Below are 18209 nucleotides of genomic sequence, written 5' to 3'. Positions count from 1 at the left end.
ATCGTTGATATAAATTTCATGTACCGTAATTAAGTTAAAATCATTAATACGGTTTTACTTATCAAAATGAAATTCTAATACATTTTTAACCGAGAAAGATGACTTCACCATTTTTACGTGTAATAATAGTAACGTTACATATATTGTGAAAGAAGTACAAAAGGAGCGTTACAATGAATTTAGCTAAATTCCCGAGAAAAAAATATACAGAATCATATACACCAATTGAAAAGTTAAACAACTTTTCTGAAGCACTTGGTGGCCCGACTATTTATTTTAAACGAGATGATTTACTTGGTTTAACAGCTGGTGGCAATAAGACGAGAAAATTAGAATTTTTAGTTGCAGATGCACAGGAAAATGGTGCAGATACGTTAATTACAGCTGGTGGTATTCAGTCAAATCATTGCCGCCTGACACTTGCTGCTGCGGTAAAAGAAAAAATGAAATGTATCCTTGTATTAGAGGAAGGGCTTGAGCCAGAAGAGAAGAGAGACTTTAACGGGAACTATTTCTTATATCACTTATTAGGTGCTGAAAATGTAATTGTTGTACCGAACGGAGCAGACCTGATGGAAGAAATGCATAAAGTAGCACAAGAAGTAAGTGAAAAAGGGAATACACCATATGTAATTCCAGTTGGTGGATCAAACCCTACGGGCGCTATGGGATACGTTGCTTGTGCGCAAGAAATTATGGCGCAATCATTTGAGCAAGGAATTGATTTCAGTTCAGTTGTTTGTGTAAGTGGTAGCGGCGGTATGCATGCTGGTTTAGTTACTGGTTTTTCTGGAACACAAAGCCATATTCCTGTAATCGGGATTAACGTAAGTAGAGGAAAAGCTGAGCAAGAAGAGAAAGTAGCAAAACTTGTAGATGAAACTTCAGCACATGTTGGTATTCCAAACTTTATCTCGCGCGACGCTGTTACGTGCTTTGATGAATATGTAGGACCAGGCTATGCGTTACCAACGCCGGAAATGGTAGAGGCAGTTCAGTTACTTGCGAAAACAGAAGGTATTTTACTTGATCCAGTGTATACAGGTAAGGCAGTAGCGGGATTAATCGACTTAATTAGAAAAGATAAATTTAATAAGGAAGACAATATTTTATTCGTACATTCAGGTGGTTCACCAGCTTTATATGCGAATACTTCTTTATTTGCGTAAGTGTAAAAAGCATTGGGTATCCAATGCTTTTTTGTTATATACTGGAATTGTTAGGAGGCGGGAGGATGATATGAATTCAAATTTAAAATGGATTATATATACGGTACTCGGCATTTCTATTCTATTAATCTTATTTGTGGCTTATGGGGTGTATTCGTATTTTATATTTTAAAAGCGTAATGGAAGTGAACCATAATGTAATGTATGTTATAGTTTGATATGTTAATTACTTACAATACTTTCTACAAGGAGAATACATAATGAGAGCAAAGAAACTAGTAACGTTAGCAGTTCCATTTATGCTGTTAGTCGGATGCGAGGTAGGAGATAAAGATTCTACTCATAAGACTGAGCAAACTAGTAAAGCAATAACGAAAACAGTAATTTCTGAACAACAGTATCAGTACTACATATGTGAGCAAGTGGTAGAGTTCCAATTTAAGAAGGATGAACTGTTACTAAACTTAGGAGAATCCTTAAAGGACAAAGTAAAAGCAAAAGCTGTTTTAAAAACATCAAACGAGATAGATAAAATTTTAGACAATATGGAACACATAAAAGTACCTGATACATACAAAGACATTCACAAATCCATACAAGAAGGGGTAACAGAGGCAAGAAAAGCAACGAAGTTAATTAAGGATGCTGGTAAAGAAGATAAACAGAAGATTCAAGAAGCTACAATGAAAGGTACTGAATTTTTATCAGGTGTAGACGGAGAGCATTGGAAAAAAGCAATTTATGAGTTATCACAGGAAAACAAAGATGCTTATAGTAAGGCACTTGATAAGAAAGTAAAGGAGCACTCAAAGTAAAACAGTAACTTGTAACAATACATATCCATCTAAAATTTCCGCGAATGCTATGCTAGGAAGTTAGGTGGGAGATTACTGTCCTTAAATGTGGCTGATTAAAGCTACAGCCACATTCTCCTGTTCTAATTAACTAAAAGAAGAACTTCCCCATCCCGATTAGACTACTGATCATTCCTATTCCACTCATGGTACCTTTTCCTGCTGTAAGTAAGTTTCCAAGCATTCCTAGCTGACCGTAACCTCCGTTATTCCCCCATCCCATGGGACTTATCTGTCCTCCCCATCCTGGAGAGTTTCCGAAAATACCCCCGTTATTGGTATTGAATTTAAAAGCCTTAGCTGGCGGCGATAGTAAAGCTGCGAGATGACCTTGTGCGAACATCCCTGTATGATTGAATGGTTGCGCCCAGGGGAAGGGAGGTTTTTGAAAATTAAAACCTGCATGACCTGGTAATGGAGTCCAATTAGCAGGGTGACCTTGTGGTAGTATCTCTGCATAATTAATTGGCTGCTGCCCCCAAGAGAAGGGAGGAGGTTGGGGATTGAACCCCGTATAATTGGCTGATGAATCCCAACTAACTGGATAGACTCGGTAACTCCAATTCTCAGGAAGCTTCAAATCATTCATTACCTCAGATGTAGTTATTTCGGGCTGTGAATATAATGAAATTTGGTTAGTATATTGTTGCCCATTTCCCTTTGAATTCAAATACCAATATTGGCCCATACGCTTATTCTCCTCACTTTAAAAATGTAATGTTAGACTTAGCCTATGTAATATTCCTTTTTATGGATGGTTACATAACTAGATCTACAAGCCTGTATTTAAAGGAATGGGTGCGTAGTCTTTTTGATTTTTCTCGCTGCCTGTAAAATTCCCATTGATGTAAAGTTTCACTTTATTTTAGAAGGGGATTTTCAGTTGCTTCTTTTTTGTATTTCAGCCTAATTTAAATTCCATTAACAAATATTTTTATAAAGGTTTAATCAACAAAAAGATTTTAAAATGGTATGTTGAGCAAGTGGAATTGCTAAAAAGAGAATATCCATTCGAAGAGTTTGGCAAAATACTGTAAGGGTAATGTTTTCTTGTGCAAATATGTAAACGATTTAAACGAATCAATGAAATTTATAATGAAGGGGCAATTAAATATATGAGTGAAACATTACATAAAAGAAAACCACCATATGTAATGCTTGTAATCCTTTTTATTGGGGCATTTGTTTCATTTCTAAATAACTCCCTTTTAAATGTAGCCTTGCCATCAATAATGAAAGATTTAAACATTCAAGATTATTCAACGATCCAGTGGCTTTCTACAGGGTATATGCTTGTAAGTGGTATATTAATTCCGGCCTCAGCATTTTTAATAACGCGTTTCTCGAATAGGAGCCTATTTATTACATCTATGGTGATTTTTATTCTTGGTACTGCCTTAGCGGCTGTAGCACCTAACTTTGGTTTATTACTTACTGGTCGGATGGTTCAAGCGGCAGGCTCTTCAGTTATGGGACCTTTGTTAATGAATATTATGCTAGTAAGCTTTCCAAGAGAAAAAAGGGGAACAGCAATGGGGATTTTTGGACTAGTTATGATTACAGCTCCAGCAATTGGGCCGACACTATCAGGTTATATTGTAGAGTATTATGACTGGCGTTTGCTTTTTGAAATGATTTTACCGTTAGCAATCATTAGCTTACTGTTAGGGATTTGGAAATCTGAGAATGTCATGAAACAAAACAAAAATGCAAAACTTGATTATCTCTCATTACTATTATCTTCTGTCGGTTTTGGCGGTTTGTTATATGGATTCAGTTCTGCAAGCTCCGATGGTTGGACAAATAAAGTTGTCTTAACAACCTTAATCATAGGCGCAATTGCCCTAATTGCTTTCATTATTCGTCAATTAAAAATGGATGAGCCGTTATTGGATTTACGTGTTTACAAGTACCCAATGTTTGCACTTGCGTCTGTAATTGCAATTGTCAACGCGGTGGCCATGTTTTCGGGTATGATTTTAACACCAGCTTATGTACAAAACGTCCGTGGCATTTCTCCGCTGAGCTCTGGACTGATGATGCTTCCAGGTGCGGTTATAATGGGGATTATGTCACCAATTACAGGTAAACTATTTGATAAATATGGTCCTCGGATTCTTGGCATAGTGGGGCTTTCCATTACAGCTGTTTCAACTTATATGTTGGCAAGTCTCCAAATTGACTCTAGTCACACACATATTATTCTTATCTACACACTGCGGATGTTTGGGATGGCGATGGTTATGATGCCACTTATGACAAATGGTCTTAATCAATTGCCAACTCGCTTAAACCCGCACGGTACAGCTGTTAATAATACGGCTCAACAAGTGTCCGGTTCGATTGGTACTGCTATTCTTGTTACGATTATGAACTCTGTAACAAAAACAAAAGCTGAAAGTTTAATGTCTCATATAGATCCAACAACCTTTACAGAAACTACGAAGGCAATAGTAACTCAGAAGGCTTTATTATCTGGAATTCAATATTCGTTTTATGTAGCGCTTGGCATGAATGTTGTTGCACTACTATTAGTTTTTTTCGTTAAACGTGTAGATACAAGTGCGGAAGCTGTCGAGAAGCTAAATCGGTAGAGAAAAATAAAACGCTTGATAATGATTCCTACAAGTTTTTTGCTGCTAAGGCGCCGGTATTTAAAGCTGGAAAAGAACTAAAAGAAGCAGGGAAATAATTATATAGTAAAAGAGGACCTGATGTTCATATCAGGTCCTCTTTCATTAGTAACACGGTATACTTGCTTATCGTATTGGTTTAACTAAACTACTGATTTTTCGAATACTACAATCTTAAGCTCGTCAACTTCTCTATTTTTGGGGTGTTTTAGAAGAAAATGAATCAAAATAATCGTTTTTATAAACAAATACAAGAGATGAGATCCGTTTGCAATTTCTCATAAACATTACAAGTTTAGATTATCTTTTAACACCAACATTAAAAGGCTCCAACTATATTTATTCGCTTCATTTTAATTTAGTATTTTTCTACAAGTTATAAATCTAATTGCCAAGCTTATACGTAATATCATAATCATGAATAGTTAGGGAAAAGATAAAATAAGGTAATCAATTACATATCTTTATCCCAGGCGATTAGTTGCTATTTCCTCTTTATTAAATGGGATATGTTATTTCATGCTTTTTTGAAAGGGTGTTTTAAATGGAAAAAAAAGTATCTGCCATTCCTCAGCCGAAAACATATGGACCGCTGGGTAACCTCCCATTAATCGATAAAGATAAACCGACCCTATCCTTTATCAAGATAGCGGAAGAGTATGGTCCCATTTTTCAAATTCAAACTTTAAGTGATACCATTATTGTCGTTTCCGGACATGAACTGGTAGCAGAAGTCTGTGACGAAACACGGTTCGATAAAAGTATAGAGGGTGCTTTAGCAAAAGTTCGCGCCTTTGCTGGAGACGGATTATTTACAAGCGAGACTCACGAGCCTAACTGGAAAAAAGCTCATAATATTTTGATGCCTACATTTAGCCAACGGGCAATGAAAGATTACCATGCTATGATGGTTGATATTGCTGTACAACTCGTTCAAAAATGGGCACGGCTTAATCCGAATGAAAACGTGGATGTTCCGGAGGATATGACTCGTCTTACGTTAGATACAATTGGTCTATGTGGTTTTAATTACCGATTTAATAGCTTTTATCGTGAGACCCCTCATCCTTTTATTACTAGCATGACCCGTGCTCTAGATGAGGCGATGCACCAATTACAGCGGCTGGATATAGAAGACAAACTTATGTGGAGAACGAAACGTCAATTTCAGCATGATATCCAGTCTATGTTTTCTTTAGTAGATAATATTATTGCTGAACGTAAAAGTAGTGGAGATCAGGAAGAAAATGATTTACTTTCCCGTATGTTAAATGTACAAGATCCGGAAACTGGTGAAAAACTAGATGATGAAAACATTCGTTTCCAAATTATCACTTTTTTAATAGCTGGGCATGAGACAACAAGTGGGTTGTTATCTTTTGCAATTTACTTTTTATTAAAGAATCCGGATAAGTTGAAAAAAGCCTATGAAGAAGTAGACCGTGTTTTGACAGATCCTACTCCAACATACCAACAAGTTATGAAACTGAAGTATATACGGATGATTTTAAATGAATCACTGCGTCTATGGCCTACCGCTCCAGCATTCAGTCTCTATGCAAAAGAAGATACAGTGATTGGCGGGAAATACCCAATTAAGAAAGGAGAAGATCGTATTTCTGTTCTTATTCCACAGCTACATAGGGATAAAGATGCATGGGGAGACAATGTGGAAGAATTCCAACCTGAACGATTTGAAGAGCTGGATAAGGTTCCTCATCATGCTTATAAGCCATTTGGAAATGGCCAGAGAGCATGTATCGGTATGCAATTTGCACTTCATGAAGCCACTCTTGTAATGGGAATGCTTCTTCAACATTTTGAATTAATTGATTATCAAAACTATCAGCTGGACGTAAAACAAACATTAACGCTAAAGCCCGGTGATTTTAAGATTAGGATTCTACCCCGAAAACAAACTATTAGCCATCCTACTGCTCTTGCACCTACAGAGGACAAGCTGAAAAACGATGAAATTAAGCAGCACGTCCAGAAGACACCTTCTATTATTGGGGCCGATAATCTTTCACTTCTTGTTCTGTATGGCTCGGATACAGGGGTAGCAGAAGGTATTGCAAGAGAATTAGCGGATACAGCTAGTTTAGAAGGGGTTCAAACGGAAGTGGTAGCTCTTAACGATCGAATTGGAAGTTTGCCAAAAGAAGGAGCGGTACTTATTGTGACTTCTTCTTATAATGGAAAACCGCCAAGTAATGCAGGGCAGTTTGTGCAATGGTTGGAGGAACTAAAACCGGATGAGCTAAAAGGGGTTCAATACGCAGTTTTTGGTTGTGGAGATCATAATTGGGCTAGTACCTATCAACGGATTCCAAGATACATTGATGAGCAGATGGCTCAAAAAGGAGCAACAAGATTTTCTAAACGCGGAGAAGCAGATGCAAGTGGTGATTTCGAGGAACAGCTCGAGCAATGGAAACAAAGCATGTGGTCTGATGCGATGAAGGCATTTGGATTGGAGCTCAACAAAAATATGGAAAAAGAGCGCAGTACTTTGAGTCTGCAATTTGTCAGTCGTCTTGGAGGATCTCCTCTTGCACGAACATATGAAGCAGTTTATGCGTCTATACTAGAAAATCGTGAACTCCAATCATCCAGCAGTGATAGAAGTACACGACATATCGAGGTATCCTTGCCAGAAGGCGCTACATATAAAGAAGGAGACCACCTTGGAGTGCTGCCAGTTAATAGCGAGAAAAATATCAACCGAATTTTAAGACGCTTTGGATTAAATGGGAAGGATCAAGTTATACTGAGTGCAAGTGGACGAAGTATAAATCACATACCTTTAGACAGTCCTGTTAGTTTATTGGACCTTCTTAGTTATAGTGTCGAAGTTCAAGAAGCAGCCACTCGAGCACAAATACGAGAAATGGTAACATTCACAGCATGTCCTCCTCATAAAAAAGAATTGGAAGCATTATTAGAAGAAGGAGTTTACCATGAACAAATACTAAAGAAACGGATTTCAATGTTGGACCTTCTTGAAAAGTATGAGGCTTGTGAAATCCGATTTGAACGCTTTTTAGAACTTCTTCCTGCGCTCAAACCGCGTTACTATTCTATTTCAAGCTCTCCACTCGTTGTACAGAATCGTCTGAGCATTACGGTCGGTGTTGTTAATGCGCCTGCATGGAGTGGGGAAGGGACATATGAAGGAGTCGCTTCTAATTACTTAGCTCAGCGTCATAATAAAGATGAGATTATCTGTTTCATTCGAACGCCACAATCAAACTTTGAATTACCTAAAGATCCAGAAACACCAATTATTATGGTTGGGCCAGGTACTGGAATTGCACCATTCCGTGGATTCTTGCAAGCGCGTCGTGTTCAAAAGCAAAAAGGTATTAACTTAGGAGAAGCACATCTATATTTTGGGTGTCGTCATCCTGAAAAAGATTATCTTTATCGTACAGAACTAGAAAATGATGAAAGAGATGGATTAATCTCTTTACACACAGCTTTTTCTCGTCTAGAGGGACATCCAAAAACATATGTGCAGCATTTAATAAAACAAGATAGAATCAATTTAATTTCGTTATTAGATAATGGAGCTCATCTTTATATATGTGGTGATGGAAGTAAAATGGCTCCGGATGTAGAAGATACCCTTTGTCAAGCGTATCAAGAAATTCATGAAGTCAGTGAACAAGAAGCAAGAAATTGGTTGGATCGTGTGCAAGATGAAGGGCGATATGGAAAAGATGTTTGGGCTGGTATATGACTGTTTCTTAATTAGATACATATTAACTAATGAACTTCTTTCGAATAAATTTCACTTTATTAGTATAGTGTATTTAGATGAATAGTGATTAACCGGACTATTTAGTATCTACTAAATAAAAAAACAGGACCTGATATGCATCTATCAGGTCCTGTTTCACATAGACATTATACATCGATATTTTCCACGCATTATCAATGTTTGTAATGTAGTTAGCCTTTTGAGTCAGCTATAAAATCAGATATTATTTTTTCAATATCGAAAGGAGTAATCCCTTTATCCAAAGAAAAAATGCTTTCTGCTTCTTCGATGTCTTGAACGAGTTCACCTCTAGCTTCAATATGTAATCGGAACAAGTCATATAAATTCGGTTTAACTAAATTAGTTAAAGCCTTCCCAACTAGTATCATACCTTTTTGATTAGCCTCGATGGTATTATCATAAGTTAGATCTCTTGTAAGAGACAAATCTGTCCAAATCAATTTTCGTTCCTTTAAGTCTAAAATAACTGGAATAGAGATTTGGGTGTGGGCAGTAATATCCACTTTATCTTGAACAGTAGAAGGTTCAAATATTTCACCTGAACCAGGATATTGACGAACCATCCAACCAGTAAAGCATTCTGGTAAATCTTTATACGGTTGGTCTGTGTAAGAAAGCAAAGTCATGACTACATAGCGTCCACCATATTTCAACACAGACGGAATATCGAAATCAATGAATTCAGATGCCCCCTTTGGTGCAGAAGTAATATCTCCGCTATGGTAGGCTTTGAAATTTTTTGAACGTAAGTTCGTGAAGGATACATGTTCTTTGTATTGCCAATCTTCGTCGTACATTGCAGCAGATAAATCAATGTCAACGCGTCCTGTATGTTGTCCATTCACATAGCCTTCTTTCCACCATAGGAAAAAACGAATCGTATCTCCTTCTGGCAAATCTACTTTACTTCCTCGAGATAATGTGCGAAGCGCTTTGCTGGCTGAACGTTGAGAGAAGGGAACTAAGTGATTTTTTAACTGTTCATCCAAAAATACTTTTCCGAGACTTGGAAGTTCTGCGAAGCGATTTTTTAAAGTATCTTCACACATTTTTACAATCATTAAACAAATATCCTCTGAGATAAATGGAAGTGTATTTTCGATACCTATAGCTTTTGCTACATTTCCCTTTGGAAAAAAGGTACGAAATTCATTTTTATCATTTCGATGCTTAAAATGAGCTGTGAGTTGAAGTAATACAGGAGTAGAAACGTTTCCTATTATACTTAGAAAATCTTCGAGAATATTGAAAACATCTGTTGACTTATCACTACATAAACGGATTAAATGATCCAAGCGTCTGGCAAATTCCCCCGGGCGAGTTTTTAAAAGATTTTTTGCTGTCATGATATCACGATTCAACAAAGCTGCTTCTATTTTTCCATTAAATGTTTCAACTTTAATGTTGTTGCGAAGAATCTCAAATGCTCGGTGGGTTTTTGGGAAACGAGTATGATATTCTGCTGGATGAAGAATTTCACCTAAACGAATCCAACGTTTTTTGTATCGAAGCATATCTTCGGTAATGTTTCCGCATTGCTCTAACAATCCTAAAAGGAAGCGTCTTTCTGCTCGGTTAAACTTCTTGAATCGGACGGAGGATGCTAAACTCACATCGCCTTCAGATAAAGCAACTGCAAGGCGAAGAACATCAGTTGCTGTTTTAAAATACTTTGCAGCAGCATCGGCTGATATTTTTCTGTTTATTAATAAAACCCCAATTATAAAAGACATATTTTCCTTATGAGGAATTACATTAGGTAGAAAACAGGAAACATCTTCAGTGTGTGTAATAGCCCATTCTACATCCGTCTTATCAGTTGAGGAAATAGAGCTGTTTGCACTAATCAATTGAGAAATCATTTGATTGAAATCTTCTTCACTTCCTAAGTCAATAACTTTCAAATCAACTCTATCTAAAAGAGGGAGTCGTTCTTCTACTTTTGATACAGGTAGGCGCAACGTCACATAATGAATAATGGCATTAATGTATAAATCAGCGTCACTTAAATCCATCATTTGTTGCGGAAAGTTTGGATACATAGGAGTAAACTGAATATGTGCTCCAACCATTTCTTTTAAATGTTTTACCAACTCTTTGTAAAACGATGTGAATGCATCAACCGAAAGTGTTTGCAACTCTTCTATTAAAGGCTCGGAAAAAGTAAATCCTAAATTTTCCAAGTTTTTTAAAACAGTGGCTAAATAAATGTTCGGTAGTTTATTTTCTTCTCTTTTTATAATTACTTTCAAACTTCTTCTTATGTAAATAGAATTTTTCATGAGAACGCCAGCTATTCACGCCTTATAAAAGAGGGGAATAGTCTGACTGTCCTCCTTTCAGTGGTAGATTTTTATTTTTATATGTATAAACACACTAATTGTAGAAAAATGCACAGAGGGTACATAGCTATTTTTTAGTGGAAAATTAGGGATATAACATTTAGTTGTTAAGTGGTAATTTGTTAATTAAGAAAAGAAAACCTCTACATCAATGGTTGATAAACTAAAGTTTATGCAATCCCAAAGAAGAAAGAGGTTTTATAGTCTAATTATTTTTCATAGGGAATTGACAACTCTAAAACAATTTGAAATTTCTACAAAGAAGGAAGAATTGTCATAGCCTATGTGTTTAGCAGGAAAGTAACATCCCTATTTGGCCAAAGAAGTTAGAAGGAAGGAACGTCATAGCCTGCTTTATTAGTATATTCTCATGCGAAGAGCAATTCAAGTATACTGTCTGATTTTTTATTTTTTTCTTAAAGGGGAATTTTCATGATTATCCCGCATTAACGGGCAGCCAGATTGGTGAGGGTGATTAAAGTTTCACTTTATAAATAGGGAGACCATCACATGCCCTTTTTATAATGCTATTACGGGAGGATTTTTATTTTTGATATATTATACCATTTATTTAATGGTATAATATGGTATGCGTTCTGTGGAATGGAGTTGAATGAGTATTATAAATACAAAAGGTGAAATTAAAAAAACAAAAAGAAAAGTATTACTAACTATACTTACTATGTTAGTAATTATAATTGGATTTGGATATTGGAAACTTTTTAGTTTGCAAGGTGTTCCAAAAGGGGAATTCATTCGAACAGTGAAATCTCCAGATGGAAAATATCTCATCAAGACTTATTTTCATAATGCAGGATCATTAAGTGCGGATGCTGTTAGGGGTGAATTAGTTAACCTTGATACAGATTCAGAGAAAAATATATATTGGAACTATCCAGATACAGATCCATATATTGAATGGGTAAATAAGAATATTGTTAGAATTGGAGATCAAACTTTAGATGTTTCACAGAAAGAAACCTATGATTGGCGTGATGACGATAAGCACGTTAAAGAAATGCCTAAACAGTTTATTAGATAAAATAAGAAAAATTAAATTTATTTAATCTTATTCGTTTAACTATAGATAGGATTATATGAGTGAAAAAGTCCATTTAGATTTTCTAAATGGACTTTTTTAGGTTTCTAGATACGACTACTGATAAAAATGGAACAAACTTGTTATTTAGGTTGTCTATTAAGTATACGTATAAAACAGGGGTTCATGATAGTTCACTCATTTTATGAAAAGTGAGATGCAAGAGAGTGATATCCGATACACTCTTTAATTGTATCGATATGTATAACACCTAAAAAAACATATATTCTTGAAAGAGGTTGAAAATGTATGATAGTCTTAAACAAGTTTTTTAACATTTTACATTACAAAAAGATGGTACCTGTAGTATTTCTTTCATGTGCAACGCTTATAGGCTGTTCCGATGGTAATACTCAATCTGAATTACCTAAACAAACGAAACAAACAAATCAAATCAAACAAGAAATTACTGGTAATGATTCTTTTGTTAAACTTGAAAAAGAATTTGATGCTAAACTCGGTATTTATGCATTGGACACTGATACGAATCAAACCGTTACTTATCAATCAGATGAACGGTTTGCATACGCATCTACCCACAAAGCTTTAGCTGTGGGAGTACTTTTACAAAAGAAATCAATAGAAGATCTAAATCAAAGAGTTTTGTATACCCGTGAAGATCTTGTTAATTACAATCCAATTACAGAAAAGTATGTTGATAGTGGTATGACCCTGAAAGAGCTTGCAGATGCTTCTCTTCGATATAGTGATAATACTGCACAAAATCTTATTCTTAAACAATTAGGTGGACCTAGTGAATTCAAAAAATCACTAAGAGAAGTAGGAGACACCGTTACAAATCCTGAACGTTTTGAACCAGAATTAAACGAAGTGCCTCCAGGAGACGTACGTGATACTAGTACCCCAAAGGCATTAGCTACTAGTCTTCAGGCTTTTACGCTAGGAGATGTACTTTCAACTGAGAAACGGGATTTATTAATAGATTGGATGAAAAGGAATACTACCGGAGACAACTTAATTCGTGCCGGAGTTCCAGGAGGATGGGAAGTAGCTGATAAGACTGGCTCGGGATCTTATGGAACCAGAAATGATATCGCAATTATTTGGCCACCAAATAAAAAACCAATTGTTCTTGCGATACTTTCTAATCATGATAAAGAGGATGCTAAATACGATGATAAGCTTATTGCAGAAGCAACCAAGATAGTGTTAGATGCTTTAAAAGTGACAAATAAATAATAATAGTAACTAGTTATTATTATTTTCCCGGTTTTTCGTCACAATATTGTGAGTCATGATTTTGCTAGCGGACTAATGTTTATGGGGTTCTTCGTTGGAGTTGCATTTTTAGCAACGATGGCAAGTTGCTTAATGTTTAAAGTTCTGTCGGGAGCATCAAAAGATGTGGCACGTTATCAAACGTTTCGTAAAATTGTTGTCCGCCGAGAATTATTAACAAACTCAATCTATAAAGAGTTATACTTCATATTTTTTTTTCAGCAATTGTCGGGATTACTCATATATTATTTGGTATGAACATGTTTAGTCCTATTTTACTCAATCTGTACTCTCGTATTTGGTTACCACTTGTTATTTTTGTAGTAATTTACTCGATTTATTACTTGATTACAGTTCAATTATATAAAGGAATTGTACTCTCGAAAAAAAGATCAATGTAATGATGTTATTCATAAAGAATGATAGATAATCCTTTTTGGAAAGAACAATTAAGAGAGAGATAACATTAATTATCGACTGTATCGAAAGTGAAATCACTTCTTTACAGAAGGAGATGGAGAATTAAGTCAATCGAATGAATATTATAGCCTGCTAATATCCCAGAGTATGTTATAAATAATATTGCCACTTGGGTGCAAGGAAGATTGAAATGAAATTAGCAACCATATTTTTAAATAGTTATTTTCAGAGGCAACAAGTGTATTAGGGAGGGGGCATTTGGCTTAGAGGAATCTTCATGTGAAAAGACCTGAAACAGCCTTCCCTATAGCAATAATAAAGATGTCTAATTTCTAATATAGAAAATAACAGCGTTGCTACATTCAATATGTAGCAACGCTATTTAAATTTTTTAAACAGGGTTAAATTTTTCAAGAAATTTACCTATAAAAAATGATATCCAATTAAATTCATAAGTTTATCCTCTATGTATTTTGTAACTACATTTCATCTTGCTGTAAAGAAACAAAAAAACACTTTTTTATTCAATAATTCCAATTTCTAGAGCCCTTTGAACAGCTTCTTCTTTGTTACGGACTCCTAGCTTTGTATAAGCTGTGGAAGCATAATTTCTGACCGTACCATTCGATAAATATAACCTTGATGCTATGGTAGTGTATCGAAGTCCCTTTGCTACTAGCTGCAATATTTCTATCTCCCTAGCTGTTAGTTCATAAGCGGCTGCTTTTGATTGTGGTGTCTCTTTTTGCTCATCGAACTTCTCAAATATTTTGTGAGACATTCCCTGATCAATCAGTGTTCCACCTTTGTGAATAAGTCGGATCGTATTAGCTAGCTCCAACGTTTCAATAGATTTAAGTAAAAAGCCATCCGCACCGTTGCGAAGTGATTCCAACGCCTGTTCGGTATCCTGAAACGTTGTGAAAATTAATACGCGGATATGTGGCCATTGTTGTTTGATTTTTTTTGTTGCTTCGACTCCATCCATGTGCTGCATATCTAAATCCATAAGTATAACATGGGGTTGAAGGCGCCCACACAAATCGATGGCTTCATTGCCATCTTCAGCTAAACCGACTACATTTAAATCTTCATATCTATCGAGTAGTGTCCTCAAACTTTCCCGGACAAATGGCTGATCGTCTACAATTAACAAACGAATAAGTCCATCTTTTATTTCAGTTTGTCGCGGTATGGTACAAGTAACAAGCATTCCTTCCTCTGGCTTTGTATATACAGACAATTGACCTTGCAAGTTCATTGCTCGTTCTTTCATCGCATTCATACCGAAGCCTTCCTGCCATTCTACATTTCCTTTTCCATTATCTTGAACTTCTAATCTCGTATATTGTTGTTCAAACTGCAATGAAACTATAATTTCAGTTCCCTGACCATGGCGTACTGCATTCGTAAGGGACTCTTGTAAGCAACGAATGAACGCTATCTTTGCTTGCCGAGACAATTCATATTCCTCTCCGTATGCTCGAAAACTTACATTAACCTGAGCGTGCTCCTGAAATTCGGCTCCAAGATTTTGTAGAGATTGAATCAAGGAAGGAGATTGACATGGAGAATCCATTTGATGTAGGTAACCTCTCACGTCCTCGATGCTTTTACGTCCCATTTCAAGCAGAGAATCTAGCCTCTGTATACCCATTTCAGTAGCAAGTTCGGTACGCAACGTTTCCATCCCCATAATAATAGAAGTATAAGCGTGACCAACTGTATCATGAAGCTCATTCGACAGTCTGTTCCGTTCTTCTGCCAGTGTAATGCGTTCAATTTGAGACATATATTGCTCAAGTACCGCGTTTTGTTTACGAATCGCTTCATTTTGCTTATGATTGACGATTAGTAAATGGAAAGCGAATCCCATTACATAAGCAAGTCCATAGTAGGTAACCAAAATCCAATAGCTATTACTTGGTGCAACCGCATGGAGAATTCCAGTTGTTATAAAAACTGTTGTTGGAGCTGTCCAATAATAGGACAAATGCTTACTATTCGCAGCAATCAGAAAAACCGATATAAGAAATGCCTTGTTAGCTTCAGGAAATAAAGAGGTTAAATATATACATAGTCCACCATATAGCAGTATTTCTGTGAACAAGTAATATTTGTAATTGAACAGTAAGGCTACCCATGGAATCGAGAAGGCAACAATCTCCCAAAAAATAACAATCCAAAATGAAAATGTTAAAAAATCCTGAAAATCTAATGTGATTACGACGATAGAGACACTAATAAGTATACGGACTCCTAACATAATCCAATCGTACCAAAACCAAGACTTAACCATATCTAACAAGTTATTCCCCCCTAAGTAGCCTACCATTTTACTTCCTATATTATGAATTAATCCTTCATACATTGTTATACTTTTTAATTTTACACTACAATTTTCTCACAGAAGGCAAACTTCTATCGATTTAGTTGCCGAATCATGCTACGGGTATAGCCCCCAATTTTCTTTGTCAAACGTTCTACTATTCTAATACTTATGGCGGTAAATACTATACCCATAAACATTACAAAGAGTGACTTAGTAAAAGTATCTATCTGTATGAATATAATATTCATTTCAATGTAGCGATACAGTAGTGGTGCCAACAGGAACATAAGTGGCATTACATAAAAAATGGTTGCACAAATGATACTAAAAATGCCAATCACAAATTTCTGCATTAACCAAAAGACAGCAGACCAAGTACGACGATCTGTAAGCACTAATTTCACCTGAGCCCAGTTTGATGTATCTATTGTTATACTTTTATCATAAGAGTCTGTTGAAATATCTGTATAAATTTTCGTCTGTATGCGCTCGAATTGGATAAAAGGTGTCGTAGTCTGTAGTACGCGTATAACTAGTGGAATCCCAATTACCGTAAATGAAAGGGTGAAACTGAATAGCAGAGCTATTAGATAAAAACAAAAATAAAACAACCCTGTAACGAAAGTTAGCAATAAAAAATAACCATTCTGGATGAATCTTGATTTCATAAAGTTCTCGCTCCTATCTATGTAATAACCGAATTGTACTGCTTTTTTTGTCATTCTCACTAGTGTAAAAGTGTCATATGACATTTTTAAATGATGATAAAAAGGGGAGAGTAACCTACTTCTGGTTAAAAAAGATGCTTATATGAATCACCATAAAACAATCCCGTTCTTGCAGATGCAAGAACGGGATTGTTTTGTACTTTTATTTAATATGAGATGGACTTGTTTTTCGAATATGAAAAATAATATCAAATTGCTCAAGCAATGACTTATCAAAGTATGCCGATTCGTTGGGGAAGAGTTGTGCCCCTATACTTAGTAATGGTCTTTTTGCTTTAACCCACTTCTCTGCTGGTCCTTTAAGGTGACGGTTATCCAATAAAAACATGTTATATGGTACTTTTCCGAGGGTATAATTGAAACTATTTACATTTTGTGGAATCGCACGCGATGTAATTTTACCTCCAGTGGAAGGATCATATTCACTGTATAAGGTGAAATTCCCCCCCGTAGTTGTACTACCAATTGTGACATAATTATTGTCTAAACGTTCCTTCAAAAACTGCCCCGCAGCATAAGGGTATGATTCATCATCGATAATTCCTTTAGCTATATGAATATTGTGTCCCCATACCATCGTTTTACCACCGAATGTTTCTTGCGCCCACATTGCATGATCGGCCATGTATTGCTCATGTAACTTTAACAGACTTGGATGGTCGTTAGGAATTAGCATTGTTGTAAATTTCTCTATTGCACTTGCCGTTGCTTTCGCCCAGATGTACTCGGGTGAAACTATTTTTGTGTTGGCTTGCTCATTCTCATCTTTTAGTAATTGGGATACTCTCTCAGCATTTCCTTTGAACTTTTCTTTTATTTCAGGAGCAAGTTTCATATATTCCTGTAAACTTCCAGTAAAAGACGGCAATTCTTTATAATTTTCTTCTACTTCTGCCAGCAAATCTGGTCGATGCAGCCTTACATAATCAATTACTTTATTAAAGCAACCTTGGTCCAACTCCTTTAAGTCGAGCCCAATAAATTGGATCTTTTTTTTAGTGGATGGATCAGCATTATAATCTTTCATCCACTCAATCATGGCTATAATTTCATCAGTAGGATATAACAAGTTTAAAAATTCTCTAGGGTTTCCTTTTCCTGTTTGGATATATTCATTTAGCTTTAAGCCGTTTCCCCAATCTTCTTCCATTGTGAAATTTGTAAAACCCATCTCAGTAACCAAATATTTCACAAGGCGAAACTTCATAGTGAAAATTTCAGAGCTTCCATGAGTATTCTCCCCTAAACCTACATATTGTGCGCTCCCAATCATTTTCTTAAGTGGTTTTAAATCTTCAAATTTTTTTGACGGCTCTATCGTTTTTAATGGGTAAGCCTGTGATTGTATAGATTTAACTATATTTTTTTGGATTGATTGACCTGAATTTTCGACTGCTATTGTTTGAGCCTTTCCTACTTCTACATATCCTGTGACTAATAAAGCTGTACTAACCATTGCAATTATTCTTTTCTTATTCATTTTTTTCACCTCAATTGAATTATTTGTAAAAGCAAGATTGATTCATTGTACTTGCACGAATCAATTGCCTTAATTCAATTGTTATCTATCCCATATCATATTTTCTAGTTACATATTGTCATAAGGTTA

At 35.8% G+C, this 18209-nt stretch carries 11 protein-coding genes and 2 pseudogenes; 8 read left to right on the top strand and 5 right to left on the bottom strand.

Features of this window, described 5'->3' with window-relative positions:
- The first annotated feature begins 173 nt into the window (after positions 1-173).
- A complete protein-coding gene (cuyA, locus tag AB6801_RS19215) occupies positions 174-1169 on the top strand; it encodes a D-cysteate sulfo-lyase (protein ID WP_001046619.1) in 996 nt (331 codons plus the stop codon).
- Between the two features lie 260 nt (positions 1170-1429).
- The gene (locus AB6801_RS19210; RefSeq protein WP_097999271.1) at positions 1430-1984 is read left to right on the top strand and encodes a hypothetical protein; all 555 of its coding nucleotides are present in this window, start codon (positions 1430-1432) and stop codon (positions 1982-1984) included.
- A gap of 130 nt (positions 1985-2114) precedes the next feature.
- Here the strand turns inward: AB6801_RS19210 and AB6801_RS19205 are convergent, their stop codons facing one another.
- Positions 2115-2711, bottom strand: a complete 597-nt coding sequence (locus tag AB6801_RS19205) for a hypothetical protein (RefSeq protein ID WP_097999272.1) — start codon at positions 2709-2711, stop codon at positions 2115-2117.
- A gap of 427 nt (positions 2712-3138) precedes the next feature.
- On the opposite strand from AB6801_RS19205, the gene AB6801_RS19200 reads away from it, so the two are divergent.
- Both AB6801_RS19200 and cypD read left to right on the top strand, forming a co-directional pair.
- On the top strand, positions 3139-4617 hold the full coding sequence (locus AB6801_RS19200) for a DHA2 family efflux MFS transporter permease subunit (protein WP_000005138.1): 1479 nt from the start codon (positions 3139-3141) through the stop codon (positions 4615-4617).
- Between the two features lie 583 nt (positions 4618-5200).
- Complete coding sequence (cypD, locus tag AB6801_RS19195; RefSeq protein WP_097999273.1) at positions 5201-8398, top strand: bifunctional P-450/NADPH--P450 reductase; 3198 nt, start codon at positions 5201-5203, stop codon at positions 8396-8398.
- A 212-nt stretch (positions 8399-8610) separates the two neighbouring features.
- Here the strand turns inward: cypD and AB6801_RS19190 are convergent, their stop codons facing one another.
- Positions 8611-10722 carry a TerD family protein gene (locus AB6801_RS19190; protein ID WP_141530605.1) on the bottom strand — a complete coding sequence of 704 codons (2112 nt, stop codon included), beginning with the start codon at positions 10720-10722 and terminating at the stop codon, positions 8611-8613.
- Positions 10723-11395: 673 nt separating this feature from the next.
- Between AB6801_RS19190 and AB6801_RS19185 the strand changes: the two genes are divergently transcribed.
- The 4 genes and pseudogenes from AB6801_RS19185 to AB6801_RS19170 form a co-directional block, all read left to right on the top strand.
- The gene (locus tag AB6801_RS19185) at positions 11396-11824 is read left to right on the top strand and encodes a DUF5412 domain-containing protein (RefSeq protein WP_000022538.1); all 429 of its coding nucleotides are present in this window, start codon (positions 11396-11398) and stop codon (positions 11822-11824) included.
- Between the two features lie 306 nt (positions 11825-12130).
- Entirely contained in the window at positions 12131-13081 is a 951-nt protein-coding gene (gene bla / locus AB6801_RS19180) for a class A beta-lactamase (protein ID WP_000636458.1), read from the top strand.
- Between the two features lie 45 nt (positions 13082-13126).
- Positions 13127-13521, top strand: a pseudogene (locus AB6801_RS19175) (ABC transporter permease); the annotation flags it as partial.
- A 21-nt stretch (positions 13522-13542) separates the two neighbouring features.
- Positions 13543-13734, top strand: a pseudogene (locus AB6801_RS19170) (alpha/beta hydrolase); the annotation flags it as partial.
- Between the two features lie 326 nt (positions 13735-14060).
- On the opposite strand, the gene AB6801_RS19165 reads toward AB6801_RS19170, so the two are convergent.
- The 3 genes from AB6801_RS19165 to AB6801_RS19155 form a co-directional block, all read right to left on the bottom strand.
- A complete protein-coding gene (locus AB6801_RS19165) occupies positions 14061-15848 on the bottom strand; it encodes a helix-turn-helix transcriptional regulator (protein WP_061654907.1) in 1788 nt (595 codons plus the stop codon).
- A 113-nt stretch (positions 15849-15961) separates the two neighbouring features.
- Complete coding sequence (locus AB6801_RS19160) at positions 15962-16540, bottom strand: sensor domain-containing protein (protein ID WP_097999274.1); 579 nt, start codon at positions 16538-16540, stop codon at positions 15962-15964.
- Between the two features lie 202 nt (positions 16541-16742).
- Positions 16743-18080 carry an erythromycin esterase family protein gene (locus AB6801_RS19155; RefSeq protein ID WP_001036187.1) on the bottom strand — a complete coding sequence of 446 codons (1338 nt, stop codon included), beginning with the start codon at positions 18078-18080 and terminating at the stop codon, positions 16743-16745.
- Positions 18081-18209 lie beyond the last annotated feature (129 nt).

The organism is Bacillus sp. RCC_6_1 (assembly GCF_041360755.1).
Classification (GTDB): domain Bacteria; phylum Bacillota; class Bacilli; order Bacillales; family Bacillaceae_G; genus Bacillus_A; species Bacillus_A cereus.
This window is presented reverse-complemented; position numbering and strand designations above follow the sequence as displayed.